The 23516-nt window shown below is 44.7% G+C and carries 26 protein-coding genes, 1 tRNA gene and 1 other RNA gene; 4 read left to right on the top strand and 24 right to left on the bottom strand.

Going from position 1 to position 23516, the window contains the following annotated elements; translation table 11 throughout:
* The first annotated feature begins 86 nt into the window (after nt 1–86).
* From QMA04_RS14590 to QMA04_RS14580, 3 genes are all read left to right on the top strand, one after another.
* A complete protein-coding gene (locus tag QMA04_RS14590; protein ID WP_290186710.1) occupies nt 87–407 on the top strand; it encodes a thioredoxin family protein in 321 nt (106 codons plus the stop codon).
* A gap of 158 nt (nt 408–565) precedes the next feature.
* Nucleotides 566–1015, top strand: coding sequence for an STAS domain-containing protein (locus QMA04_RS14585; RefSeq protein ID WP_290186646.1), 450 nt, complete (start codon nt 566–568; stop codon nt 1013–1015).
* Nucleotides 1016–1067: 52 nt separating this feature from the next.
* Nucleotides 1068–1583, top strand: coding sequence for a C39 family peptidase (locus QMA04_RS14580; protein ID WP_191716534.1), 516 nt, complete (start codon nt 1068–1070; stop codon nt 1581–1583).
* On the opposite strand, the gene QMA04_RS14575 is transcribed toward QMA04_RS14580, so the two are convergent.
* The 22 genes from QMA04_RS14575 to QMA04_RS14470 form a co-directional block, all read right to left on the bottom strand.
* On the bottom strand, nt 1561–2460 hold the full coding sequence (locus QMA04_RS14575) for a 5'-3' exonuclease (RefSeq protein WP_290186644.1): 900 nt from the start codon (nt 2458–2460) through the stop codon (nt 1561–1563). The genes QMA04_RS14580 and QMA04_RS14575 overlap by 23 nt on opposite strands.
* Nucleotides 2461–2540: 80 nt before the next feature.
* Nucleotides 2541–4037 carry a glycine betaine uptake BCCT transporter gene (locus QMA04_RS14570; protein ID WP_290186642.1) on the bottom strand — a complete coding sequence of 499 codons (1497 nt, stop codon included), beginning with the start codon at nt 4035–4037 and terminating at the stop codon, nt 2541–2543.
* Nucleotides 4038–4412: 375 nt separating this feature from the next.
* Nucleotides 4413–5180, bottom strand: a complete 768-nt coding sequence (locus QMA04_RS14565; RefSeq protein ID WP_290186640.1) for a SurA N-terminal domain-containing protein — start codon at nt 5178–5180, stop codon at nt 4413–4415.
* Between the two features lie 402 nt (nt 5181–5582).
* Nucleotides 5583–5879, bottom strand: a complete 297-nt coding sequence (locus QMA04_RS14560) for a GNAT family N-acetyltransferase (RefSeq protein ID WP_290186638.1) — start codon at nt 5877–5879, stop codon at nt 5583–5585.
* 91 nt (nt 5880–5970) lie between these two features.
* Nucleotides 5971–6165 (bottom strand): hypothetical protein, encoded by a 195-nt coding sequence (locus tag QMA04_RS14555; protein ID WP_191716538.1) that lies wholly within the window; start codon nt 6163–6165, stop codon nt 5971–5973.
* A 225-nt stretch (nt 6166–6390) separates the two neighbouring features.
* Nucleotides 6391–6744, bottom strand: a transfer-messenger RNA (tmRNA) gene (gene ssrA, locus QMA04_RS14550).
* Nucleotides 6745–6829: 85 nt separating this feature from the next.
* The gene (gene smpB / locus QMA04_RS14545) at nt 6830–7294 is read right to left on the bottom strand and encodes an SsrA-binding protein SmpB (RefSeq protein ID WP_290186635.1); all 465 of its coding nucleotides are present in this window, start codon (nt 7292–7294) and stop codon (nt 6830–6832) included.
* A 49-nt stretch (nt 7295–7343) separates the two neighbouring features.
* On the bottom strand, nt 7344–9668 hold the full coding sequence (gene rnr, locus QMA04_RS14540) for a ribonuclease R (RefSeq protein ID WP_290186633.1): 2325 nt from the start codon (nt 9666–9668) through the stop codon (nt 7344–7346).
* A gap of 24 nt (nt 9669–9692) precedes the next feature.
* Nucleotides 9693–10439, bottom strand: a complete 747-nt coding sequence (locus tag QMA04_RS14535; RefSeq protein WP_191716541.1) for an alpha/beta hydrolase — start codon at nt 10437–10439, stop codon at nt 9693–9695.
* A 72-nt stretch (nt 10440–10511) separates the two neighbouring features.
* Complete coding sequence (secG, locus tag QMA04_RS14530; RefSeq protein ID WP_049694326.1) at nt 10512–10739, bottom strand: preprotein translocase subunit SecG; 228 nt, start codon at nt 10737–10739, stop codon at nt 10512–10514.
* 494 nt (nt 10740–11233) lie between these two features.
* On the bottom strand, nt 11234–12529 hold the full coding sequence (eno, locus tag QMA04_RS14525) for a phosphopyruvate hydratase (RefSeq protein WP_191716542.1): 1296 nt from the start codon (nt 12527–12529) through the stop codon (nt 11234–11236).
* Nucleotides 12530–12545: 16 nt separating this feature from the next.
* Nucleotides 12546–14078 carry a 2,3-bisphosphoglycerate-independent phosphoglycerate mutase gene (gene gpmI, locus QMA04_RS14520; protein WP_191716543.1) on the bottom strand — a complete coding sequence of 511 codons (1533 nt, stop codon included), beginning with the start codon at nt 14076–14078 and terminating at the stop codon, nt 12546–12548.
* The gene (gene tpiA, locus QMA04_RS14515) at nt 14071–14832 is read right to left on the bottom strand and encodes a triose-phosphate isomerase (protein ID WP_290186629.1); all 762 of its coding nucleotides are present in this window, start codon (nt 14830–14832) and stop codon (nt 14071–14073) included. Before tpiA ends, gpmI begins: the two co-directional genes overlap by 8 nt.
* A gap of 28 nt (nt 14833–14860) precedes the next feature.
* The gene (locus QMA04_RS14510; protein WP_191716545.1) at nt 14861–16045 is read right to left on the bottom strand and encodes a phosphoglycerate kinase; all 1185 of its coding nucleotides are present in this window, start codon (nt 16043–16045) and stop codon (nt 14861–14863) included.
* A 110-nt stretch (nt 16046–16155) separates the two neighbouring features.
* Complete coding sequence (gene gap, locus QMA04_RS14505; protein WP_191716546.1) at nt 16156–17163, bottom strand: type I glyceraldehyde-3-phosphate dehydrogenase; 1008 nt, start codon at nt 17161–17163, stop codon at nt 16156–16158.
* Nucleotides 17164–17166: 3 nt separating this feature from the next.
* Complete coding sequence (locus QMA04_RS14500; protein WP_191716547.1) at nt 17167–18207, bottom strand: sugar-binding transcriptional regulator; 1041 nt, start codon at nt 18205–18207, stop codon at nt 17167–17169.
* Between the two features lie 107 nt (nt 18208–18314).
* Nucleotides 18315–18545, bottom strand: coding sequence for a glutaredoxin family protein (locus QMA04_RS14495; RefSeq protein WP_203340996.1), 231 nt, complete (start codon nt 18543–18545; stop codon nt 18315–18317).
* Nucleotides 18546–18584: 39 nt separating this feature from the next.
* Nucleotides 18585–19352: a TPM domain-containing protein gene (locus QMA04_RS14490; RefSeq protein ID WP_191716549.1), complete on the bottom strand. Its 768-nt coding sequence runs from the start codon at nt 19350–19352 to the stop codon at nt 18585–18587.
* Entirely contained in the window at nt 19349–19933 is a 585-nt protein-coding gene (locus QMA04_RS14485; RefSeq protein WP_191716550.1) for a LemA family protein, read from the bottom strand. Before QMA04_RS14485 ends, QMA04_RS14490 begins: the two co-directional genes overlap by 4 nt.
* A gap of 256 nt (nt 19934–20189) precedes the next feature.
* On the bottom strand, nt 20190–20972 hold the full coding sequence (locus QMA04_RS14480; protein WP_290186623.1) for a TPM domain-containing protein: 783 nt from the start codon (nt 20970–20972) through the stop codon (nt 20190–20192).
* Nucleotides 20969–21112, bottom strand: coding sequence for a hypothetical protein (locus QMA04_RS14475; RefSeq protein ID WP_290186621.1), 144 nt, complete (start codon nt 21110–21112; stop codon nt 20969–20971). Before QMA04_RS14475 ends, QMA04_RS14480 begins: the two co-directional genes overlap by 4 nt.
* Before the next feature lie 206 nt (nt 21113–21318).
* A tRNA-Arg gene (locus tag QMA04_RS14470) sits at nt 21319–21390 on the bottom strand.
* Nucleotides 21391–21562: 172 nt separating this feature from the next.
* Here QMA04_RS14470 and clpP point away from each other — a divergent pair.
* Nucleotides 21563–22174 (top strand): ATP-dependent Clp endopeptidase proteolytic subunit ClpP, encoded by a 612-nt coding sequence (gene clpP, locus QMA04_RS14465; protein ID WP_191716553.1) that lies wholly within the window; start codon nt 21563–21565, stop codon nt 22172–22174.
* Nucleotides 22175–22232: 58 nt separating this feature from the next.
* Here clpP and QMA04_RS14460 read toward each other — a convergent pair whose 3' ends face one another.
* Nucleotides 22233–22490: an HPr family phosphocarrier protein gene (locus QMA04_RS14460; RefSeq protein WP_191716554.1), complete on the bottom strand. Its 258-nt coding sequence runs from the start codon at nt 22488–22490 to the stop codon at nt 22233–22235.
* 53 nt (nt 22491–22543) lie between these two features.
* On the bottom strand, nt 22544–23494 hold the full coding sequence (gene whiA / locus QMA04_RS14455; protein WP_191716555.1) for a DNA-binding protein WhiA: 951 nt from the start codon (nt 23492–23494) through the stop codon (nt 22544–22546).
* Nucleotides 23495–23516: the final 22 nt, after the last annotated feature.

Genomic DNA, 23516 nt, shown 5'->3' with positions numbered 1-23516 from the left:
AATTCCCATAAATTTTCATAAACAGATTCTTTGCGATTTAAGAAAAGCACTGTAAACTTAAAGAGAACCTAGAAGGAGGCAACATGATGAAATCACTTACAACAAACGAACAATTTAACGAAGTCATAAAAGGCAGTGAACCGGTTATCGTGAAATTCCAAGCAGGCTGGTGCCCAGATTGCACGCGCATGGACATGTTCATCGATCCAATCATTGAAGAATTTAACCAGTATCAATGGTTTGACGTCAACCGCGACGAACTTCCAGACCTTGCTGAAAAGTATGATGTCATGGGCATTCCAAGCCTGTTAATTTTCAAAGACGGTGAGAAGACCGCACATCTTCACAGTGCAAACGCTAAATCACCTGAATCGGTTACGGAATTTTTGAATGATCAAAAAGAGTAGGCTCCCGCCTGCTCCTTTTTTTCGCTATAATATAGAACGTATTAATTTTCCATCTACTGATGTAAACTCTATCTATAGTATACAAAGAGGCTGATCAAACTTTTTTTCACATTTACGAATTGATTCAAGCATCTTATAAAAATCCCGGAGGTATTGGAATGGATCCACAACAGGAAATTAAAGAACTAAAAGAACAACTGGTCTATTATGAAAAGCTGATCAAAAACATGTCAGCCCCCATCATCCCATCGATTGTCCCAAAAACTATTTTGGTGCCGATAGCGGGTTTCATTTTTACAGACCGTTTTGATATGATCCGCACAAAAGTCTTGAAGTATGCAGAAAAGCATCGCGAAACAGAACGCGTCATTTTCGATTTCACCGGCGTAACGACGGATGATTTTGCCGAATTCGACTACGACGGGCTGGGCAGTGAATTGAGCCAGTTAAATTCTGCACTTGGACTTATGGGTCTGCGTGCCATTTACGCAGGGTTTAATCCATTATTTGTTCGCGAGATTGTCCATGCCGGCATCCAGGTAGAGCTGGAAGTGTACACAACTTTCAGAGTCGCCTTGGAACAGTTGCTTACGGAAAATAAAAACTAGCCTTTAAGAATATGACAAGCTGTGCAATCAAAATGATTCGGAGGTATTCGCTGTGAAAAAGCTGATCGCTTTTCAAGGACTGTCTCAGCATGATGAATCCGTTTCTGAGAAATACCGTTCTTCTGCATGTGGCCCTGTCACTGCCGCCTCGATTCTTCAACACCATGAAGGGCTAAAAATTGGAGTCGACCAGCTTTACCGCATGCTTGGCTCAACCCCTATCGGACTGTTCACTTGGCGGTTGATTAAGAATTTCCATAAAGTCGGCGGGAAACGTTACGAAGTGAAAAAAATTCGAAGCCTCGATGAGGTCAAGGAAGAATTGTTGGCAGGACGGCCGCTTGCAATGAAGTTCGACCGCTATTTTACATTCCAATGGTTTTCAAAACCGCTTTTCAGCTATCATTGGGTACCGCTGATCGGCTTTAAAGAGGAAGCCGATGATCTGGTTTTGTATATCCACGACAACGGACAAAAAAACCGCCCCAGTAAAATGCGGACGGTTTCTTATCTGGAAAATCGTAAGGTGTTGACTTTTGTAAAGATTATGCCCAGGGATCGGCAGTAACACCCACATCTTTTTCGAGTTGTTTGGCAAGCAACAGCAATTGCTGGTCGCGGCATAATTGAATATGTTCATTGGTGTAGGCAGGAACAGTGAGTTCCTCCAGTGCCACTTCCAACTGGATGTCACATTTGATGACAGCCAGTTTTTTTGATAGCAAAAGCATTTCCTTATGCTCATCGATTTTCTTCTTCTGAGCAGGCTTTAATTCGTCGATGGCTTCAAGCACTCCATCCGTTGAACCGTAGTTCTGGATCAACTGAAGCGCTGTTTTCGGGCCAATGCCTTTGACTCCTGGATAACCGTCGCTCGGATCTCCCATAAACGCTTTGACATCCGCAAATTGTGAAGGCTGAATGCCATACTCTTCGATGAACCTGGCTTCCGTGTAAACATCATAAACATGGTAGCCTTTTTTCATAAAAGCGACAGTGACCGAAGGCGTCAGCAATTGCAGCATGTCTTTATCACCCGTAATGATGGTGAAATCCACTTGATCCTGCCACTGCTTTGTGAACGAACCGATAAAATCATCCGCTTCAATTCCCTTTTCCCCGTAATTCTTCCAGCCAAGCTGTTCGGAAATCGCCTGTGCCAAATCAAACTGGTGAACCATATCTTCAGGAGGCGCCGGACGGTTGGCTTTGTAGCCCTCGAATAAATCCGTGCGGAATGTTTTCGCTCCCATATCCCAGCAAACAGCCATATGCGTCGGCTTCATCATTGTTTTAGCCGCCAGCACGTGGCGAGCAAATCCCTGTACTCCGTTTGTTGCCAATCCGTCAGTGGTGCGGAAATATTGGCCTACTGCTGAGGTTGCGAAAAATGAGCGGAAGAGCAGCGCCATTCCATCCACTAATAATACATGCGGTTTTTCCATAGTTAAAAATCCTCCATCTTGTTGTTTCCTGACTCCCATTATACCTGTTCTCCAATGAAAAAACCGCCGAAGCGGCGGTTTTAACGTTTTCGTTTTATGGCTTTGTATTCAATATTCAATGCTTTGTAGAAAGACGCCATCATCAGCAGCATGATGATCGAGAACGGGAATGCCGCTATGATCAACACCGTTTGCAAGGTATCGAGTCCGCCTGTTGATAACAAAATTACAGCGATTGCTGATTGGGCAATTCCCCATGTCAGTTTTACCGTATTTTGAGGATGCAATGATCCGCCTGTCGTCTGCATTCCCAGTACAAATGTTGCTGAATCGGCAGAAGTGACGAAAAACGTCGTAATCAGGAAAATCGCAATAACCGACAGCAAGACACCTAATGGCAATTCATTAAACACTGCGAACAAAGTTTCCTCCGTCAACAAGCCTGTCAGATCCACTCCACTGCTTTGTACATCAATTGCAGTTGTCCCAAACGCTGAGAACCAAAGGAAACTGATGAAAGTTGGAATCATCAGGACACCTAACAAGAACTGGCGAATTGTCCGGCCTTTGGATACACGTGCAATGAAAATACCGACAAACGGAGCCCAGGAAATCCACCATGCCCAGTAGAAAATCGTCCAGCCATCAATCCAGGCCCGGTTTTCTCCATCTATCGGCGCCGAGCGGAAACTCATCTCAATCAGATTTTGGAAATATGTACCGACCGTATCCGTAAACATATTCATGATCAATAAAGTTGGTCCAAGTATGATGACTGCGATAAGCAATACGACTGCCAACACCATATTTGTATTGGACAGGTATTTAATTCCTTTGCTTAATCCGCTCCATGCAGAAAACATAAACAATACCGTTACAATAGCAATGATGATCAATTGAACAGCAAAGCTGTCTCCTGCTATTCCATCAAATAAGAACGCAAGGCCGCCATTGATTTGAATAGCACCAAAGCCCAGAGTTGTTGCGACACCCACAACTGTTGCAAAAACAGCGATGACGTCTACTAATGTTCCCCATGGACCTTTCATCTTATCTCCAAACAACGGCTTCAAAGTAGCGGAAATCAATCCCGGCTCCCCTTTTCTAAACTGGGCATATGCAAGTGCCAATGCCACTACGGCATATATCGCCCACGCATGAATTCCCCAGTGGAAAAAGCTGAATCTCATTGATTCGCGCATAGCTTCTGCGGTTCCGGGTTCAGCTGTAGCCGAATCGATTGCAAAATGCGACAGCGGCTCTGCGGCTCCCCAGAATACCAGACCAATTCCCATTCCTGCTGAAAACAGCATGGCAATCCATGTTCCGAATGAAAACTCGGGTTTGTCTGTATCTTTGCCCAGTTTAATTTGCCCCATCGGACTGATGAGGAAAAACAAACAGAACAAAACCATGATGGAAACTACCAATAAATAATACCATCCGAACGAAGTTGTCAGGAATGATTCTATATTCCCTGTAACTTCTGCGAAATTATCGGGTGCAATTGCTCCGTAGCCAATGGCCAATAATACGAGCGCAAGTGCAATCCAAAAAACATTGGTTACTTTCTTCATATAGTACCCCCTCCTTAATTTTTATTCCGCTTTAACGGCCAGCAATACTCCTACTGCTCTAAGTAGGAGTCCACTGACCGCCAAAGCACGAATTGAGCAACTTAAAATCAGCGGTGAATGAAGAACCTCCGCTGCCTCAAGTTTCTCATTATCACAAGTTTAAAGCATACGGAAGATTTCTATTCCTGTCAAACCCGCTGTTTTAGTTAGAAAATGATACGGACGATATGTTATATGACTGATAATTGCACCTATTTTCAATACCCTTATCTTCAATCTATAAACCGTTTTCTTATAAATAGGAAATAAAATGAAAGAACTTACATGTAGAATAGGCATAGAAAAACCAGATCCACACGGGATCTGGCTGCTGTTTTATAAGTTAATTGTGACGTCTGCCGATTCGCGGAGTTTAGCGATCAATCCTTGGACAGCTTCACTTTCTTTTTGCATTTTAACCTGTTCTTCAAGTTGCGGCTTCACTTCTTCGAATGCTGGAAGCTCTTCATCACTTCCAGCCTCTTTTTGCTGGGCTTGGGCTTGCTCATAAACTTTCTTGAGCTCTTCTTCAGTCGGCTTTATTTCGCCGGCCTCCTGTGCAACCAATTGATCCACTTTTACTTGTGTTTGTACTTGCTTTCTCACTTCTTCTTCAGAAAGCCCCTGCTCTTCAAGTGCGGCCAAGAACTCTTCAGAAGATGCCAGTCCGTTTTGCTCAGCCAATTCTTTCAACGAGGCATCGGTCTGCTCATCTGTCACTTCGATTTTCTGTTTCTCCGTTTCTTGAACCAACAGCTCTTGTGCAACTAAACTTTCAGCAATTTGCTCTTTCAGCTGAGCCTGGTCTACCTCTTGTCCAGACATTTGGGCCTGCATGGCCATCTGCTGGAATTGGCCTGTATAAGCCGATTCAAATTCTTTTTTATCGATTTCTTCTCCATTTACTTCTGCAACGACATCAGGGATGTCTTTTAAATCAGGTTCCGGCATTTCCGGCTGTTCACCGGTTGCTTCATCTGCTGCTGCAGTTTCTTCTTGTGGCGCTGCTTCCTCGTTTGTTTTCTCTTCAGCATCGCCACCGCAAGCTGCCATTGCCGCCATTGATCCACCAAGTACAATTGTCAATAAAACTTTTTTAATCATTAAAATTCCCCTCTCAAACATCATGTCCGTTAGTGTAGCACATTGAGTCCAGCTGTGAAAACATAAACCATTGCTGAAGACTTGCGCAGATAACTACTGGATAGAAATATGGCGATTTGTTCCCTATTTCATCTCACCTATATTCTTTCAACTTATAAAATCTTTGCGAGTAACAAATATGTTGTTTCTTGCTTCCAGCTCCATCAACCAGCAAATATCATTATGTACTTTTTTCACTTTCTTAAAACCGCATTTCTCATAACATCGAACCGCTCTTGTATTGAAAACTTAAGGATCCAACACAATTAAATCCACGTTTTTCAAATGAAAAAGTGTATTTGTGAATTTTGTAACCATGGTCGTCCCGATTCCTTGGTTAAAGTATTCGGGTACCCCGATAAATTAGTCGATGCCGCATACATTCAACGTTGGAGGATAGCCGAATCCTGCCTGGATTTCTTCAGCCAATTTATAATATTGCATAAATCCGATTGGCATTGTGTCCAACTCCACAATAAACGGGTACACATGAACTTCTCCATTTACTCTCGGTTTATATTTTGCCTTTACCTGATCTAACAAATATGGGGAATCCACCTCTCCGTAGAATTCCAGAACTTCCGGTGTACTTAACCACCGAGCCATAATGTCATAATCGGCATGAACCATTTTGCGAATGGAAACTTTGTGAGAAATCATAAAAAAATCCCTCCAGTGCTTATATAGTCGAGGCAGTGGCTTCACAGTAAAATAAGGTTGGCTTTTGTAAGGAGAGATGGGTTCATCTTCTTCATTCTTGGATCAATAATTGTGAAATGATTTCAGCACTTCCTGGTGAAAACATAAACAGTGAAAAAGCAATACTTGCTGCTCCTATGCAGATTACTGCTGTTCGAATCAGCAAGGAAAATCGACTTTTCGAAAAGATTCCTTTCAACAGCAAATACATTCCGATGCCTAAAATTAAAAAATACCAAAATCCCATTGTGTCACCTCTTTCAAAGCCCTTTTATAAGAGGACGTCATCTATCATTAAAAGTTCGTAAAAACCCATTTCGCTCTGTATTCCCTTGTAAATCAGTGCTAAGGACACTAATAAACCTTCTAATATAAATTGTTGATGGAAGACTCTGCTAGAAATAGAAAGGAGCAGCAACAGAACAACAAAAAAACGCCAAAACCTGTAAGGGTTTTGACGTTTTTTATCTCACTATGGAGACGGCGGGAGTCGAACCCGCGTCCAGAAACTCCGCTACTTGAGCGTCTACGCGTGTAGCTTATTCATTGAGGTTTCATGCACCATTCTGCCAATAAGCAGGCGTCCTGGGCACTAATCTGAAAATCTCTCCCGTTTGCCTCAGATGGCAGCAAACGTTGTATCCCACTAAAGTTGAGCTTTACCCAGCCACATGGGCGATGGATAGATAAAGCAGATCCGAGCTTACGCTGCGAATGCTAGGTTTTGGTTTGTTTTGCCAGTTGTTATAAATACGTTGGTGACGGAGCCGACCCTCCGACGCGCGACCCAAGCCCAGATCATCCCTGTCGAATCCGTAACGTCCCCTTATTAAAAAGAGACACGGAAGATGAATAAACAGCTTCATGTGCTATATCTCTAGTATAAGGCAACATTGGTCTGACATCAAGTCTTAGCGGTTGTGTTCTTTTATGGCACGGTCGATTTGACGTTTTGCGTCTTTCTTCTTCAAATCTTCCCGTTTGTCGTAGTTCTTCTTCCCTTTACCGACGCCAAGCAAAATTTTCGCAAAGCCGTCTTTCAAATACATTTTCAGTGGAATGATTGCAGAACCCTGGATTTTCGAATGTGCCTGCAAGTCAGCGATCTGTTTCTTATGCAACAATAATTTACGTGAACGTGTCGGGTCATGGTTAAACTGGTTGCCCTGCTCGTAAGGGTTGATGTGCATATTTGAAATCCAGGCTTCCCCATTACGGATCCGGACAAACGAATCCTTCAATTGGACTTTGCCGTTTCGTGCAGATTTAATCTCAGTACCCTGCAAGACAATCCCTGCCTCGATCGTTTCTTCGATGAAAAAATCGAAACCGGCTTTCTTGTTTTGGGCAATTACTTTGCCTTCTCCTTTGGCCATGTGGTTTCACCTCAGCTAGATTCAAAAAAGCGGCTCTGAAGCCGCTATTTTATTTTTTCTTGTTGCGTCCTTGTTTTGCGGCGCCTTCATAAAACTTTTTCTTTTTGTTTTTTGGCTTGCGTGTAGGACCGCCGCCTTCTGGCTTCTTGCCGTCGCGTCCCGGTTTTCCGCCACCGTCTTTTTTCGTGGCACGGATTACTTTCGGCTGTTCTCTTCTCGACTGGCGAGTGTTTTGCACCATACCGACAATTTCAAAATCAATGGACGACTCTTCCGGTTTTACGCCGATGACTTTGATTTCAATTTCATCACCAATCCGGAATTGGCGTTTATTTCGTTCGCCGATCATCATCATGCTGCGATCGTCGAAACGGTAATAATCATCTGTCATATTGGAAACGTGAACCAAACCTTCAATGGTGTTCGCGAGTTCGATGAACAAACCGAAATTCGTTACAGAAGAAATGATGCCGGTAAATTGCTCGCCGATTTTATCAGCCATAAACTGTGACTTCTTCAAAGCGTCTGTATCTCGTTCAGCTTCCACTGCGCGGCGTTCGCGTTCCGACGTATGTGTCGCAATATCATCCATATTGGCTTCCCAATAGGCAATTGTTTTTTTCGACAGGTCCTTCTCGATCAAGTAAGTTCGAATTAGGCGGTGTACAACCAAATCAGGGTAACGGCGAATCGGCGACGTGAAATGCGTGTAGAATTCCGTAGACAAACCAAAATGCCCCAGGCTTTCATTCGAGTATTTCGCCTGTTGCATCGAACGAAGCATCATAGTTGAAATGACCGGTTCTTCCGGAGTCCCTGCAATCGACTCAACAATTTCCTGCAAAGCTTTTGGATGAATTTGTGTTCCTGAACCTTTCACCACGATGCCGAAATTCGTAACGAATTCGAAAAAGCGCTGCAGTTTTTCAGGCTTTGGATCTTCGTGGATACGGTAAATAGCGGGCACATTCATGTGATGGAAATGTTCAGCTACTGTTTCATTGGCAGCCAGCATAAACTCTTCAATCAGACGTTCAGCTACTGTGCGTTCACGAACCACAACGTCCACCGGGTAGCCATTTTCATCCACCAGCACTTTGGATTCCTTGAAATCGAAATCGATGGCACCACGGCGCATCCGCTTCGTACGAAGTACTTCAGCAAGTTCTTTCATCAATTCGAACATCGGTACCAATTCGCTGTACTTTTCTTTCAGCTCTTGGTTGTCCTGTTCGAGAATTTCATAGACATCTGTATAAGTCATACGTGCCGAGGTCTTGATGACACTCTGGAAGATTTCATGGGACAGCACTTCGCCCTGATCATTGAAAATCATTTCACAAGACAAAGTCAGACGATCCACCTGCGGATTCAATGAACAAATGCCATTTGACAGACGGTGCGGGATCATCGGAATGACACGATCAGTCAAATAGATGCTTGTTGCACGGTCATAGGCTTCCCGGTCAATAGCCGAGCCTTCCGTCACGTAATGGCTGACGTCAGCGATATGTACGCCTAATTTATACGTGCCATCTTCATACTTCACTACTTGAACGGCATCATCCAAGTCTTTGGCGTCAGCCCCATCAATCGTCACAATCTGTTCGTTGCGCAAATCGGTGCGGTCGTTCAAATCGGCCGGATCAATTTCATCCGGTACATTATTCGCCTGTTCCAGAACATCCGGCGGAAATTCCGTTTCAATGCCGTATTTATGGATAATGGAAAGAATATCGACACCCGGGTCATTTTTATGGCCAAGAATCTGCGTGACCATGCCTGTTGCAGATTTTCTGCCTTCCGGCCAGCCGGTAATCTCAACGACCACTTTGTGGCCATCTACAGCCCCTAATGTATCGTCTTTAGCAATAAAGATGTCCATGTTCATTTTTTTATCATCTGTTACAACAAAACCGAAACCTTTATTGTCCTGGAATGTTCCGACAGCTCTTGTGGTGCCGCGTTCGATGATCCGGATAATCGCGCCTTCGCGACGGTCCCCAGAAGACCCTTCAGATACACGGATCAGCACGGTATCACCATTTATTGCACCATTTGTTTCAGTCGGCGGAATAAAGACATCATCCAATCCTGCTTCTTCAGGAGCGACAAAGCCGAAGCCTTTTGGATGCCCGATGAATTTTCCGCGCATCAGGTTCATGCGTTCCGGCACACCGTAACGGTTTGATCTTGAACGGACAAGTGCACCCGTTTCTTCAAGACGCACCAATGTTTTCACCAATTCCTTAAATTCATCGGCATCTTCAAAACCGAATTGCTCTTCTATTTCCTGTACAGTCAGCGGCTTGTATGCTTCTTCACGCATGAAGACCAGCAATCGCTGTTCCAATGAACGTTCGTTAGTACTCAAATCTAACTCCTCCTTTGTGACGGTTCACACACTCCAATCAAGCGATTCGAGAAATGCAAAAATGTCTTCGTGCAATTGTTTTTTCTCTTTATCAAGCGTAATAACATGGCCCGAATTTTCGTACCACTTGATGTGTTTGTCGGTCGATTCAGCGGTGTCATAAATGACGTTGGCTGAATCCGTATTGATGACATCATCCAGCCTGCCCTGAACAACGAACAGCGGCGCATAAACATGATCCACTTGTTCTTTGACTTCTGCGATCAAGGCACGCAAATCGGCCAGCGATTCCATTGGCCGTTCTTGGAAAGCCTTCATTTCTTTTTCGATATCTTCATCGCTTTTTCCTTCATATTTCTTGTATTCACGCGCATATTTTAAGACACCCTCATACATGAGGTCAGTGGTTTTCATATACATCGGAGCGCACATGGTGACAATTCCCTTGATAGGTTTTGTATACCCTAATTTCAGGCTGAATACGCCGCCCAATGACAGTCCAGCCACCGCAATTTCAGTATATCCCTCTTCCAGCAATGTCTCATATGCTTTTTCCACGTCTTTCCACCAGTCGGCTGGACCGGTGCCCACTAACTCTTCAGGCGCTACACCATGACCTGCATAATGCGGGGCGATGCTTGTGTAGCCTTTGGTCTCCAAAAAACGGCCCAGCATGCGGACGTCTGCGGAATTTCCTGTAAAGCCGTGTAATAGAAGCACTGCCCGAGGGCCTGTTTTAAAGAAAAATGGCTTTGGTTGCGAAATCCGCATTATAATCCCTCCAATTCCAATACTAAAAGAAAACGCCCAACCATGTATGGTCAGGCGATTTAATCATCTACATTAAACTTTCGTTACGGCAACAGCCAGAATAAAGAATAAGGCAGCAAGTACAATCGTAACCCGGTGCAGGACCAAGTCCAAACCACGAGCTTTTTGCTTGCCGAAAAGTTGCTCTGCTCCACCGGAGATGGCTCCTGAAAGACCTGCACTTTTTCCAGATTGCAATAAAACGACAACGATTAATGCGAGCGATACGATGACGAGTAATGTCATTAACAACGTATGCATAAATTCCACCTCCTGAAAAGAACGTTCACAACAAAACTAAGTTTACCAAAAATTGTGACCTGTGACAATAGCAATAGAAAATAGAGGCAAATGCCTCTATTTTCTTTAGCTAATGCATTTACTTTTCTAAAGTTCAAAAACTAGTAGCAGATTGGAAGAAATCGCTTCAGGCGTACGCTTTCCGCAGGCGGTCCGTCAGGCTCCTCAGGCTTTCGCCTTGCGGAGTCTCACCTGGACACGCTATCCCGCAGGAGTCGCCGCCTTGCACTCTTTCTTCAAAGCATCAACTAACAACTCATAGTAAATTAAAAAAGAATCACAGTTACAAATAGGATATGTAGCAAATCAGCGGAGACTCCCGCGATAGCGAAGTGCCGAAATCCACTCGGGCATCCAGCCCGAGTTAGTTCGGCGCAAGCACGCAGGAAAGCGGAGCTTATTTGCGAAATATCCACTGCAACCCATATGATTTAAAAAGCACTTGAACTCATGGGTTATTTTTTCAAGTTGTAAAAAGTTTTTAGACCCAAATATTGACCTGTTTCAAATAACTGATCTTCGATGCGCAACAACTGGTTGTATTTCGCAACACGGTCCGTACGTGATGGAGCACCCGTTTTGATTTGTCCAGCATTTGTTGCTACTGCGATATCTGCAATTGTAACATCTTCAGACTCACCAGAACGGTGGCTGATTACTGCTGTGTAGCCGGCACGTTTCGCCATTTCAATCGCATCGAAAGTTTCTGTCAATGTACCGATTTGGTTAACTTTGATCAGGATTGAGTTGCCGATGCCTTCTTCGATTCCTTGAGCCAATTTTTTCGTGTTGGTAACGAATAGATCGTCTCCAACCAATTGCACTCTGTCACCGATTCGTTCAGTCAATAATTTATGTCCAGCCCAGTCGTTTTCATCCAATCCATCTTCAATCGAAATGATCGGGTATTTATTGCAAAGCTCTTCGTACCAGTCAACCATCTCTGCAGATGTTTTCACTGTGTTATCGCCTGGCAGGTTGTATACGCCTTTTTCTTTGTCATAGATTTCAGAAGAAGCGACATCCATTGCCAATAGTACATCAGTTCCGGGCTTGTAGCCGGCTTTTTCAATTGCTTCCATGATTGTTGTCAATGCTTCTTCGTTTGAACCTAAGTTCGGTGCAAACCCGCCTTCGTCTCCAACAGAAGTGTTATAGCCTTTTTCTTTTAGTACCGCTTTCAAGTTATGGAAGATTTCTGCACCCATTTGAACGGCTTCCCGGAATGATTTCGCTCCAACTGGCATAACCATGAATTCCTGGATGTCCACATTGTTGTCGGCATGTTCGCCGCCGTTCAAGATGTTCATCATCGGTACCGGCAATTGTTTCGCGTTGAAACCGCCCAAGTACTGATAAAGCGGAAGATCTAAATAGTTGGCTGCAGCATGTGCAACAGCTAAAGAAACCCCAAGAATCGCATTGGCGCCTAAGCGCCCTTTGTTTTCTGTGCCGTCCAATTCGATCAATGCTTTGTCGATTGACACTTGGTCAAGGACTGAATATTTTTCTTCCAAAGCTTCAGCAATTTCAGTGTCGACATGCTCAACAGCTTTTAAAACACCTTTGCCAAGGTAGCGGCTCTTATCGCCATCACGCAATTCCACTGCTTCGTGTTCGCCTGTAGAGGCACCTGAAGGTACGATAGCGCGGCCGAATGCGCCGCTTTCTGTGAATACCTCAACTTCGATTGTCGGGTTCCCTCTTGAATCTAAAATCTCACGTGCTTGAATGTTTGTAATAATTGGCAATTAAAACAGCTCCCTTTTAATATAATGGTTTTCCAGTCATTTCGATCGGTTGTTCGATGTCCAGCATTTTTAAAATGGTGGGTGCCAAGTCGGCCAGAATGCCGCCTTCACGTAAAACATATCCGGATTTCGTCAAGATCACCGGTACTTTATTGGTCGTGTGTGCCGTCATCGGCATGCCTTCAATCGTCCGTACTTCGTCAGCGTTGCCATGGTCTGCAGTAATCAATGCCGAACCGCCTTGGGCATGCAAAGCATCAACTATGCGGCCTAAGCATTCGTCGACCACTTCGATGGCACGGATTGTCGGTTCCAGCAAGCCGCTATGGCCAACCATATCCGGATTTGCAAAATTCAGGATGATGGCATCGTGCGCACCAGCCTCGATTTGTTCCACCAGGCGGTCGGTCACTTCGTATGCACTCATTTCAGGCTGCAGGTCATAAGTTGCCACTTTTGGAGACGCCACCAGAATACGGTCCTCTCCAGGAAAGACGCCTTCACGTCCTCCGCTCATAAAGAAAGTCACATGCGGGTATTTTTCGGTTTCTGCAATCCGCAGCTGAGTCAATCCGTTCGCTGAAACCACTTCCCCGATTGTATTTTCCAGGTTCAGTGTTTCAAACGCCACACGAGTCGGCAAGTCCTCACTATAAGAAGTGAACGTGATATAAACCAAGTCTCTCGGGTGCTTCGCACTTAACGGGAACCCGGTAAAATCTTCACGAATAAATGCCGATGTCAATTGGATCGAACGATCCGGGCGGAAGTTGAAGAAAATCAGCGAATCTCCAGAATCGATGGTCGCAACCGGCTTGCCGTCTTCGACAATGGCGAACGGCACGATAAACTCATCTGAAATGTCCTGATCATAGGAATGGGTGATTCCAGCATTTGCCGATGGCGCTGTCTTACCGATTCCGTCAACCAGAACCCGATATGCCAAATCAGCACGTTCCCAGCGTTGATCGCGGTCCATTGCGTAATAGCGCCCACTGATTGATGCAAATTTCCCGACACCAATTTCTTTCATTTGTTGTTCAGCTTGTTCAACATATTTGAGTGCTGTACGAGGCCCTACATCACGGCCGTCTAGGAAACCGTGAACATACACTTCTGTTAGTCCTTGCTGTTTCGCCAGTTTCAATAATGCAAAAAGGTGTTCGTAGTGGCTGTGTACGCCCCCATCGGACAATAAGCCCAAAATGTGCAGGGCTTTCCCGTTGTTTTTAGCATTGCTGACTGCTTCCAGAAAAGCAGCATTTTCATAAAAATCGCCATCGCGAATCGACTTGTTGATGCGCGTCAAATTCTGGTAGACAATCCGCCCAGCCCCAATATTCAAATGGCCTACTTCAGAATTGCCCATTTGGCCATCCGGCAAACCGACAGCTTCTCCAGAAGCCGTCAGCAGTTCATGCGGATAACTTTTCCATAAGCGATCGAAATTCGGTTTGTTCGCTTGCGCTACTGCATTGCCAAAAGTCTCTTCACGGCAGCCGAATCCATCTAAGATGATAAGAGCTGCTGGATGTTCGGTTTTACGCATGTGAACCAGCCTCCAGCAATTTGACGAACGACTCGGTTTCCAGGCTTGCGCCGCCAACCAATGCTCCGTCAATATGCTCCATACCCATCAATTCAACAATATTAGCCGGTTTCACACTTCCGCCATACTGAATGCGCAACTCTTCAGCAGCCTCTTCATTGTACAAAGCTGCTACTTTTTTGCGGACAATTCCACAAACTTCGTTGGCATCTTCAGCTGTAGCTGTTTTGCCTGTGCCAATAGCCCAAATTGGTTCGTAGGCAATGACAAGACGAGAAATTTGCTCTTCAGTCAACCCAGCAATGCCTTTTTCCACTTGTGCTTCGACTACAGATCCTGTTTCGCCATTTTCACGCTGTTCCAAAGTTTCACCGACACAAAGTATCGGAATCAAGCCATGGTTGAAAGCGGCTTTTACTTTTTTGTTGGCAGACTCATCAGTTTCATTGAAATACTGGCGGCGCTCAGAATGGCCGATAATGACGTATTTCACACCGATGTCCGTTAATTGAACTGGGCTGATTTCCCCAGTGAACGCGCCTTCGTCTTCTTCCGACATGGTTTGTGCACCGATTTGAAGTGCACTATCTTGTGAAGAGATGACCAGCTGTGACAAAAATAATGCGGGTGCGCAAATAACTGCATCCACTTTGTCAGAATCCGGAACCAAACCGTTTACTTCTTCAATAAATTGTTTGGCTTCTCCAGCTGTTTTGTACATTTTCCAGTTTCCTGCAATAATTGGTTTTCTCACAAAAGCACTCCCTTTCCAGTCATTCGCCTTACTTGTCGGTCAATGCACTGACGCCCGGCAAGTCCTTGCCTTCCATAAATTCCAGTGAAGCTCCGCCGCCTGTCGAAATGTGGTCCATCTGATCAGCTACGTGGAATTTTTCCACAGCTGCAGCAGAATCCCCACCACCGATGACAGTGTAGCCTGATGTCTCGGCCATAGCTTGAGCTACAGATTTCGTCCCATTTTCAAATGCCGGCATTTCAAATACCCCCATCGGTCCGTTCCAGATGATCAATTTTGAATTCTTGATAACATCTGCATACAACGCCGCTGTTTCAGGTCCGATATCAAGACCCATCCAATCAGCCGGTATTTCTTCGATTTTCACACTTTTCGTGTCTGCATCTTTGGAAAACTCGCTGGCAACTGTTGCATCCACCGGCAAATAAAACTTGACGCCTTTTTGTTTTGCTTTTTCGATAAAGGATTTTGCCAATTCCAATTTGTCTTCTTCCACTAAGGAGTTCCCAATTTCATATCCTTGAGCTTTGATGAAGGTATAGGAAAGCCCTCCGCCAATCAATAGATTGTCCACTTTATCCAGTAGATGATCGATTACACCAATTTTATCTTTTACTTTTGCGCCACCGATGATGGCTGTAAATGGACGATCCGGTTCGGACAACGCTTTGCCCAAAACTTCAAGCTCTTTTTCCAGCAGCAAGCCCGATACGGACGGCAAATGGCTGGCAATGCCTGCTGTTGAAGCATGTGCGCGGTGCGCTGCACCAAATGCATCATTGACGAAGACGTCTGCCAGTGCAGCAAATGCTTTAGCGAGTCCTTCGTCATTCTTTTCTTCACCCGGATGGAACCGGACATTTTCAAGCAGGACGATATCGCCTTCTTGCATAGCTGAAATCTCCTGTTCAACTTTTTCGCCGATTGATTCGTCCAGGCTTTTTACTTCTTTATGTAACAATTCACTTAACCGGACGCCTGTTGCAGCAAGTCTCATATCTTCATTGACTTCACCTTTAGGACGGCCAAGATGGCTGGCCAAAATCACTTTTGCGCCTTGCTCAATCAAGTATTCGATGGTCGGTACAGCTGCACGGATTCTTGTATCATCCGTCACTTTGCCATCTTCCATCGGCACGTTGAAATCGACACGGCAAAATACACGTTTTCCTTTCAAATCCAAATCTTTCATGGTCATTTTCTGCTGCATGAAAATACCTCCTATTTGTATTCAAAAAAATAAGGGGCGGGGTAAGTCCCCGCCCCTTTTACCCTCTTTTATTATAGAGGTTCATTGGTAATTAAGCTATGATTTTGGGATTACAAGCCCTTTTTGTACATGTGCAATGCAAGGTCGATACAACGTCCTGAGTAGCCGGATTCGTTATCGTACCAAGCAAGGACTTTGACCATGTTATCCCCGATGACCATAGTTGAAAGGCCATCAACAGTAGATGATGCAGTGTTGCCATTGTAGTCTCTAGAAACAAGTGGTAATTCGCTGTATTCCAGGAAACCTTTCAATTCGTTTTCAGATGCTTCTTTCAATGCATTGTTGACCTCTTCAACAGTTACATCTTTTTCAAGATGTGCAACCAAGTCGATCAATGAAACGTTTGGTGTCGGAACGCGGATTGCCATCCCATCAATTTTGCCTTCCAATTCAGGCAATACTTTAGCCACTGCAGTAGCTGCACCAGTAGTTGTTGGAATCATGGATTCAGCTGCTGCACGTGCACGGCGGAAATCTTTGTGCGGAGAATCCAATAGGATCTGGTCATTTGTGTATGAATGGATTGTTGTCATCATTGCATGCTTGATGCCGAAACGATCGTTCAACACTTTTGACATTCCAGCAAGGCCGTTTGTTGTACAAGATGCATTCGATACAACATCATGCTCTTCAGGGTTGTACGTTTCATGGTTAACACCCATAACAAGTGTCTTCATGCCGTTTTTGCCTGGTGCTGAAACAATAACTTTTTTCGCGCCGGCTTCGATGTGTTTTGAAGCAGAAGCTGTATCTGTGAAGAATCCAGTAGATTCAACAACGATATCTACGCCAAGCTCTCCCCATGGAAGGTTTGAAGGATCTTTTTCAGAGAATACGCGGATTGTTTTGCCGTTTACGACAATGTTATCGCCTTCTGCTGAAACTTCAGCATCCAATGTTCCGTGGATTGAATCATATTTTAGAAGGTGAGCCAGCATTTTTGCGTCAGTCAAGTCATTTACTGCGACAACTTCCACTTCTTCGTTTGCCATTGCCCCACGAAATACGATGCGTCCAATACGTCCAAATCCGTTAATTGCTAATTTTAAAGTCATTTACTATTCCTCCAATTTTTTAGTCAATTCAAGTATTTTTCGTGCTGCTCCTTCGTCAGTGATCAACACTGTCGGGGTCGGTGCATTGTTGAAATAAGATAAGATTGCCCTTGCCTTGGAACCTCCACCAGCAACTGCCAAAATTGTTGAAGCTTTTTGTACCTGCTCCAATTGAATCCCCGCTGTGCGGATCCGATAAACAATTTTTCCATCTTTATCGAAATAATAGCCAAAAGCCTCACTGACTGCTCCGCCAGACCGTATCTTTTCTACTTCTTCCAAAGAAGAGTGCCGGCGTACCGCCATCTCTTCCGCATTGCCTATGCCATGGACCACTACATCCGTCTGATCATACAAGTCCATCATTTCCTTGATCACTGGCTCTTTCATCATCATTGCAAATGCTTCAGCGCTTAAGTGATCAGGCAAGTAAAGAGTTTTGAACGAACCGCCTGTTTTTTCCGCAAAAGCGGCGGCAATGGTGTTTGCCTGATGCAGGACATCTTCTCCAAGCCCACCGCGGGCTGCGATAAATTGAAGTGTCCGATCCGGCTTGCCGATGGATAATTCTTTCGAAATGGCTGCCATCGTGCTGCCCCCGGTAACGGCTATTTTCTTACAGCGCCCGAATAATGCTTCCAAAAGCCGGGCGGCTTCTTTGCCGATATGGGATTTTACTGCTGGAATTTCATCACTGTCTTGTGGCAAAATCACCACTTTTGAAATTCCTAATATCGACTGCAGCTGAATTTCCATATCAGTCAGCCCGGACAGTTCACGCACGAAAACTTTCAGCTCTTCCAGTACTTCCAATCCTTGCGAAGTAACCGTCATGCCCGCCGTTTTCATTTCAATCAACTGCTGATTGCGCAGCAGATCGGTTTCTTTCCTAATTTCACGCTCTGTAGCTCCGGCAACTTCACTTAACGTTCGCCTGCCGATCGGTTGTTCCAAATTGATGGTCTGTAAAATCTGGTACCGTTTTTTCAGGAGTTCGGACATTTCTGGCATCAGCTTTTGCTGAGCAGCAGATAAAGCATCCATTTGTTCACTCCATTCCAGTTGGACGTTTTTTGTCCCATTAAATAATTTTGTGTCCCACTAAATTCATTCTACCGAATCTTTCTATCAATTGCAAACAAAAAGAAGCGTTAACTTTCTAACGCTTCCAATAAATCTACATAACCGATATTGCCGTACAGCAAAACCTCATTGTCTTTTTCCAAAACCGGAATCATCAGCATGTATTTTTCATGCAATTCATCATCACTTTCGATATCGATTTCTTTGTACGACAATGGAAAGTCTTCATTTACCAATTGAATCATCAACTTAGCTTCATCACAAAGTGGACAATTGGCGCGCGTATACAGGGTAAACATTGGATTCCTTCTTTCTCTAAAAAGCATTAGCTTATACTTTTAGAAGCCTCGCCCGGCACCGCCGCCTCCAGACATGCCGCCTCCGCCTCCACGGAAACCACCGCCGCCGAAACCGCCGCCAAAGTTTCCTGGACCCATGTAAATTGTTCTGCGGCCCATACGCCTGCCACGGCCGCCGCCTTTGCCTCCGCCTCCTCCGGTAATAAGGATGAGAATAGCAGAAACAATCAGGATGGTCATGAATGGCGGAAGTCCTTCCTGCTGCTGTTGGGTAGCCGCTGCCTGCGGTTCTACAGGTTCACCATTCCATTGATATTCAGCGGCAACTTCCTGATACAGGACTTCATACAAATTGATGACGCCTTCACTGTAATTGCCCTGGCTCAAATAAGGAATAGCGTATTCATCCAAAATCCGGCCGACTTTCCCATCCGGCAATGCGCCTTCCAGACCGTAACCGATTTCCACATAAATTTCCCGGTCATTCGGTTCATCCAGTGACAGAACTACCAGAATTCCGTTGTTTTCTTCTTCCGAACCGACGCCATAATGGCGGAACGCCTGATTGGCGTAACTTTCAATCGGTTCACCTTCAAGCGTGGGAATTACCAGTACCATGATCTGGGCACTAGTCGCATCTTCCAGACCACGACCTAATTGGCGCAGCTCCTCTTTTTGCTGTTCTGACAAAATACCGACTTCATCCTGAACGTAAATATCATTCGTCAATTCCGGAAAGTCAGCTGCAACACCTTGCCCGCTGACCATCAGCAGCAGGAAGCATAGGAGCGCTATTCTGCGTCTCATTGTTCATCCTCATCTGTTCCAAAATCGACTTCAGGTGCTTCGGATGCATCCGGATCTGCTTCGAAGTATTCTTTTTCATCAAATCCGAAAATACCAGCAATCATGTTCCCCGGAAAACTTCTGGCTTTACGGTTAAATTCCGAAACGGTTGCATTATAATCTTGGCGGGCTACCGCGATGCGATTTTCCGTACCGGCCAGTTCATCCGACAGCTGCTGGAAATTTTCGCTGGAGCGGATCTCCGGGTAATTTTCCACTACGACAAGCAAGCGGCTCAACGCCCCGCTCAATTCAGCATCTGCTTCCGCCTGTTCACTGACGCCTTCCGCACCGGCCAAGTTCGAACGGGCTTCCGTTACACTGTCGATGACATCCTGTTCTTGATCAGCGAAGCCTTTCACTGTTTCCACCAGGTTCGGGATCAGATCCAACCTGCGCTGCAGCTGGTTTTCAATCTGGGCATACGACTGGTTGACGTCCTCTTCAAGCTGGACAAAACCATTGTAGCTTGGCACAAGAATGGCTGCCACAATGGCAATTAATGCAATTACAATAATAATAGGAATCAACAATTTCCTCAAATGCTCCACCTCTTTAACTAGTATGTACTAGTAATCATTTCCCTTACCACACGACTTTTTAAACGTTTCTTTTTGGAAAAGGCCTGAAAAGAAGGAGTAGACAGATGCCAGCTGCGCCATTCCTTTAGAAGGCAATTTCTCTAAATTGAAAAATAAGACTCGCCCTCTAATCTATTCAGGCAGAATGAACTGGAAAATCCCTAGCATTTCAAATCATTTCATCTGGCCAACTTTCAATTTATCACATCATCATTAGTTAAAATTTCCGTTTTGCACCGCCGCCCCCACCAGAACCTCCTCCACCTCTGCGGGGTCTGCTGCCTCCAGAGCTTTTTCTGGCACTGCCGCTCCGTGATTGGCCTCTCAACCGGCCACTTCTGGATTTTTTGCCATTGCCTCTTCCTGCACCATCTCCAAATAAGGCCACAACAATCCAAATGCCAATGACGATGGCTATAATGACACGATGAAGCGGCCATTTTTCACGGGGCTCATAAGCAGGAACTTGGGATGCTCCAGTCTGGGTAGCGGCAGCTCCAACATTTTGGCTATATTCTGCTGTCACTTCATGATAAAGCGCTGTATAGGTATTCCTAATGCCTTGGTCGAATTGATCTTTATTCAAATACGGCACGGCGTAATCATCCAATATCCGCCCCACCTTAGCATCCGGCAAAACACCTTCAAGACCGTAGCCCGTAGCGATATAGATTTCACGGTCGCCTGTCGAAACTACCATCAGAACACCGTTATTTTCTTCTTCAGAACCAATTTCGTAATGGCGCAGAGCTTCTAAAGCATAGCTTTCAATAGCCTCTCCTTCCAGCGAAGGAATGGCCATCACAGCAATCTGGGCAGTCGTCGCATCTTCTAAGTTTTTACCTAAAAGGCGCAATTCTTCTTCAGCTTCATCGGATAGAACATCAGAAATATCCTGTACATAAATATCATTGGTTAGTTCCGGGAAATCGATTGCGTTGACAGGAACAGCCACCAGGAAAATCCCTAATGCACTCAGAAAGATAATTTTTTTCTTCATTTTTCATTATCCATTCCGAAATTGATGGCCAACACTTCAGAAGCACCTGGATTTTCTTCAAAATACTTTTCTCTATTCAAATCGAATCCACCTTTAATCCATAAGGTTACACTTAGATTGGAAATCACTAATTTCTTCATCCAGCTTCCCTCTTTTCGATACTACGTAATAATATTTCGTTATAATTATGCATGTAAACTTTTTACATATCTTTCGTAGTATAGCTCATTTAACCTCTTAACAGAAGATTCCATCCATAAGCGATTTTTCGCATCTTTGCATATGGCAACCAAAAAAAAGCCCGCATCGCCGATTAAACGGCAAAACGGACTTTCCTGTTTATTGATGCCCTCGGAGGGAATCGAACCCCCATCTCAAGAACCGGAATCTTACGTGTGATCCATTACACTACGAGGGCGTATTCGCTATTAGCGACTTTTCTATTATACAAAACCATTCTGACTTAATCAAGTCCATTTTTTTAATTCGTTAGATTTGACCTTCATTGACCATCATGTGTATGATAATAGTACAGCTGAGAGAACTTTCAGCATTGTTTGCACACCACTTAATCGAGGAGGAACTATTCTATGAACTTAATTCCTACAGTAATCGAACAAACAAGCCGAGGCGAACGTGCTTATGACATTTATTCACGTTTGTTGAAAGACCGTGTTATTATGCTGGGCAGCGGAATTGATGATAATGTTGCGAATTCAATCGTCGCGCAGCTTCTGTTCCTTGAAGCGGAAGATCCGGACAAAGACATTTCCATTTACATCAACAGCCCAGGCGGCAGCATCACAGCCGGTATGGCGATTTACGATACAATGCAGTTTATCCGTCCAGACGTACAGACAATTTGTATCGGTATGGCAGCTTCAATGGGTGCATTCCTATTGGCAGCTGGCACAAAAGGCAAACGCCTTGCATTGCCGAATGCCGAAGTCATGATTCACCAGCCTCTTGGTGGTGCTCAAGGCCAAGCGACTGAAATTGAAATTGCAGCGAAACGCATTCTTCATCTTCGCGAGAAATTGAACCAGATCTTGTCTGAACGCACAGGACAACCAATCGAAGTCATTTCCAAAGATACGGACCGCGATAACTTCATGACAGCAGAACGCGCGCTTGAATATGGCTTGATCGACCAAGTCATCACACGCAGCAAATTGCCTGAAAACCACAAAAAAGATATCTAAAACAAAAACCTCACAGCCCAATGGCTGTGAGGTTTTTATTTGCTCTAATCAGAGGTGATCAAGCTTCCTGCTCGATAATTCCAGAAAGCGACTGAACCGCTTTTTCCTCGTCCAAGCCGTCTGCTGAAATCGTGATGAGTGTGCCTTTGCTGATGGCTAGGCTCATGATTCCCATGATGCTTTTAGCGTTTACTTTTTTATTGTCTTTTTCCAAGTAGATATCCGCTGTGTATCTGTTCGCTTCTTGAACAAATAAAGCAGCCTGTCTTGCTTGAAGACCTGATTTCAATAATACTTTCACCTGTTTTTCAACCATACTTATCCTCCTCTAAAACTTCACTCTCTTATATATGAAAGAACAGCCGGCATTTAGCGGCCGATCATTTCTCCATTTCTCAACGATGCAGCGATTTCATCGATTTTCCGCAGCCGGTGATTGACACCTGACTTACTGACTGTTCCACCAGACACCATTTCACCCAACTCTTTCAAGGTGACGTCTTGATACTCTACCCGAAGTCGGGCAATTTCACGCAATCGTTCAGGCAATTGATCGATTCCAATTGCTTCATCGATAAAACGGATGTTCTCCACTTGACGCAATGCGGCGTCGATGGTTTTGTTCAAGTTGGCCGTCTCACAATTCACGAGACGGTTCACGCTGTTGCGCATGTCCCGAATGATTCGGACATCTTCAAATTTCAATAAAGCGGAATGCGCGCCAGTGATGCTCAGGAAATCCGAGATTTTTTCGGCTTCTTTCAAGTACGTCACAAACCCTTTTTTCCGTTCGATCATTTTGCTGTTCAAATGGAATTCGTTCATTAGATCAACCAAAGAATCTGCATGGTCTTTATAAAGAGAGTAGATTTCCAAATGGTAGGAGGATGTTTCAGGATTGTTGACAGATCCGCCAGCCAAGAAGGCCCCCCGCAAGTAAGAGCGTTTGCAGCAGTTTTTTTCAATCAATGTTTTAACGATTTGGTGCTGGAATTGAAACCCTTCTGTCAATATCTCCAGGTCTTCCAGGATATGCTTGGCACCTTCCCGAATTCTGCAAATATAGATATTGTTCTTTTTTAAACGCATCTTTTTTCTGACGAGCAATTCGACAGGATACGGCTTGTAGAAACGTTTCAATAAGGTATAGATACGGCGGGCAATTGCCGCATTTTCAGTCTGGATATCCAGGCTTAATTGCCGATTGGAAAACGACAATGTGCCGTTCATCCGGATCATAGCGGAAAGTTCTGCCTTTCCACAACAATCATCCACTTCTATCTGTGTCATTTCTTTTTTTGTTTCCGATGCAAAAGACAAAATTCGTTCCCCCTTTCAAAGC

It is taken from the genome of Planococcus sp. APC 3900, assembly GCF_030407735.1.
Classification (GTDB): Bacteria; Bacillota; Bacilli; order Bacillales_A; family Planococcaceae; genus Planococcus; species Planococcus notacanthi.
Note: the sequence above shows the minus strand (reverse complement) of the source record. Positions and strands in the feature narration are given on the sequence as shown.

Excerpts from the sequence above, each read along its gene's own strand:
- QMA04_RS14570 (WP_290186642.1), bottom strand. The coding sequence starts at position 4,037 with ATGAAGAAAGTAACCAATGTTTTTTGGATTGCACTTGCGCTCGTATTA.
- gap (WP_191716546.1), bottom strand. The coding sequence starts at position 17,163 with ATGACTTTAAAATTAGCAATTAACGGATTTGGACGTATTGGACGCATC.
- QMA04_RS14510 (WP_191716545.1), bottom strand. The coding sequence starts at position 16,045 with ATGCAGCAGAAAATGACCATGAAAGATTTGGATTTGAAAGGAAAACGT.
- QMA04_RS14475 (WP_290186621.1), bottom strand. The coding sequence starts at position 21,112 with ATGAAGAAATTAGTGATTTCCAATCTAAGTGTAACCTTATGGATTAAA.
- clpP (WP_191716553.1), top strand. The coding sequence starts at position 21,563 with ATGAACTTAATTCCTACAGTAATCGAACAAACAAGCCGAGGCGAACGT.
- gpmI (WP_191716543.1), bottom strand. The coding sequence starts at position 14,078 with ATGCGTAAAACCGAACATCCAGCAGCTCTTATCATCTTAGATGGATTC.
- secG (WP_049694326.1), bottom strand. The coding sequence starts at position 10,739 with ATGCATACGTTGTTAATGACATTACTCGTCATCGTATCGCTCGCATTA.
- smpB (WP_290186635.1), bottom strand. The coding sequence starts at position 7,294 with ATGGCCAAAGGAGAAGGCAAAGTAATTGCCCAAAACAAGAAAGCCGGT.
- QMA04_RS14535 (WP_191716541.1), bottom strand. The coding sequence starts at position 10,439 with ATGCGGATTTCGCAACCAAAGCCATTTTTCTTTAAAACAGGCCCTCGG.
- QMA04_RS14495 (WP_203340996.1), bottom strand. The coding sequence starts at position 18,545 with ATGTTTACCCTGTATACGCGCGCCAATTGTCCACTTTGTGATGAAGCT.
- QMA04_RS14555 (WP_191716538.1), bottom strand. The coding sequence starts at position 6,165 with ATGGGATTTTGGTATTTTTTAATTTTAGGCATCGGAATGTATTTGCTG.
- QMA04_RS14500 (WP_191716547.1), bottom strand. The coding sequence starts at position 18,207 with ATGGATGCTTTATCTGCTGCTCAGCAAAAGCTGATGCCAGAAATGTCC.
- QMA04_RS14560 (WP_290186638.1), bottom strand. The coding sequence starts at position 5,879 with ATGATTTCTCACAAAGTTTCCATTCGCAAAATGGTTCATGCCGATTAT.
- QMA04_RS14565 (WP_290186640.1), bottom strand. The coding sequence starts at position 5,180 with ATGATTAAAAAAGTTTTATTGACAATTGTACTTGGTGGATCAATGGCG.
- QMA04_RS14480 (WP_290186623.1), bottom strand. The coding sequence starts at position 20,972 with ATGAAGAAAAAAATTATCTTTCTGAGTGCATTAGGGATTTTCCTGGTG.
- QMA04_RS14490 (WP_191716549.1), bottom strand. The coding sequence starts at position 19,352 with ATGAGACGCAGAATAGCGCTCCTATGCTTCCTGCTGCTGATGGTCAGC.
- QMA04_RS14460 (WP_191716554.1), bottom strand. The coding sequence starts at position 22,490 with ATGGTTGAAAAACAGGTGAAAGTATTATTGAAATCAGGTCTTCAAGCA.
- QMA04_RS14590 (WP_290186710.1), top strand. The coding sequence starts at position 87 with ATGAAATCACTTACAACAAACGAACAATTTAACGAAGTCATAAAAGGC.
- QMA04_RS14585 (WP_290186646.1), top strand. The coding sequence starts at position 566 with ATGGATCCACAACAGGAAATTAAAGAACTAAAAGAACAACTGGTCTAT.
- QMA04_RS14575 (WP_290186644.1), bottom strand. The coding sequence starts at position 2,460 with ATGGAAAAACCGCATGTATTATTAGTGGATGGAATGGCGCTGCTCTTC.